1 protein-coding gene is annotated in these 1,339 nt (G+C 70.9%); it reads left to right on the top strand.

Annotated elements, in window-relative coordinates:
* Positions 1-814, top strand: an 814-nt coding sequence (locus tag L615_RS23185; RefSeq protein WP_186449777.1) for an HNH endonuclease signature motif containing protein, incomplete at its 5' end; no start/stop codon positions are given.
* Positions 815-1,339 lie beyond the last annotated feature (525 nt).

The raw sequence follows: 1,339 nt of genomic DNA, 5'->3' as shown, positions 1-1,339 counted from the left end.
CCTGCGGTTCGACCCGGAACGAGCAGAAGCCGAACGGCAGCGGGTATCGGACCACCGGCACTTCGACATCGACGAGCCCAGCGACACCGGCCACGTCGTGATCCACGGCCTGATGGACGCAGCCGACGGCCACGACCTCGATGAAGCGGTCACCCGCCGAGCGATCCTCCTCGGCAAGTGCGGCGACGATTCATCGTTGGACGTCCGCCGTTCCAAGGCCGCCGCTGAGCTGGCACGGCAGGACCTCTCCCTCGACCTTCTCTTCGCCGACCCCGACACCGGCGAGGTCATCGCCACCTCCCCCGGCCGGCGGGTCACGCTCAACATCCACGTCACCGACACCACCCTCACCGGCGACAACCCCGTCGCCCGCTGCGAGGAGACCGGTGCTCCGGTATCGGCCGCGCAGGTGAAGGAGTGGCTGCAGGCACCGCGCACCACCGTGATCGTCAGACCCGTCGTCGACCTGGCCGACTGCATCCCCGTCGACTCCTGGGAGATCCCCGACCGTCACCGCGCCCGGGTCCAGCTGCGTGACCACACCTGCAGGTTCCCCGGCTGCACCGTCACAGCGACCCGTTGCGACCTCGACCACTCGGTCGAGCATGCTCGCGGCGGCCCGACGTGCCCGTGCAACCTCGTCCCGCTCTGCCGGAGGCACCACCGCGCCAAGACCTTCAGCCTGTGGCGGTACGTCACCATCAAGCCCAGCCACTACCTCTGGCTCTCCCCCAACGGACGCCACGTCCTCGTCGGACCGACAGGCACCAAGGTCCTCGACACCCCGCGCCGCATCGACCCCGACGACTACTAGCCACCACGCCCCACACCCCGCCCACCGGCGGGGTCGTCGGCATGTCCGCCCACCCAAACTGTCGCCGGCTGAGGTCGCCCCCACTAGGGACGACCGACCGCCGCTGGTTGAGGTGCGAGGCGCCCCAGCGCCGAGCCTCGAAACCAGTGGCCCGGGCCACCGGACTGTTCCCGCCACAGCCCGCCTCGCCGGCCCGTAGGTATCGAGGCTCCTCGCTGGCGCTCGTCGCACCTCAACCACCGGGAGAAGGCTTGCCGCCAGGCTGACGCAGCCACCTACCGGAGCCAACGGCGCGCGGCAGCGCGGCGCCCGCGCCGAAGGCGCGTCGAGGGCAAGTGCGGGCCGAGCTTGCGAGCGYCCGCGCGCAGCCCTCGACAGGCGACACGCTCGCGCCATCAGAACCGCGAGGCTCCTCGCTGGCGCTCGTCGCACCTCAACCACCGGGAGGAACGCTCCAAACCGTCATGCAGGTCGTGGCCTGGAGCCCACGATTCGTATGACCTCCCACGAAGGCGGCGGCCGCGC

This window comes from Nocardioides sp. J9 (genome assembly GCF_007829375.1).
In the GTDB taxonomy this organism is placed as follows: Bacteria; Actinomycetota; Actinomycetes; order Propionibacteriales; family Nocardioidaceae; genus Nocardioides.
This window is presented reverse-complemented; position numbering and strand designations above follow the sequence as displayed.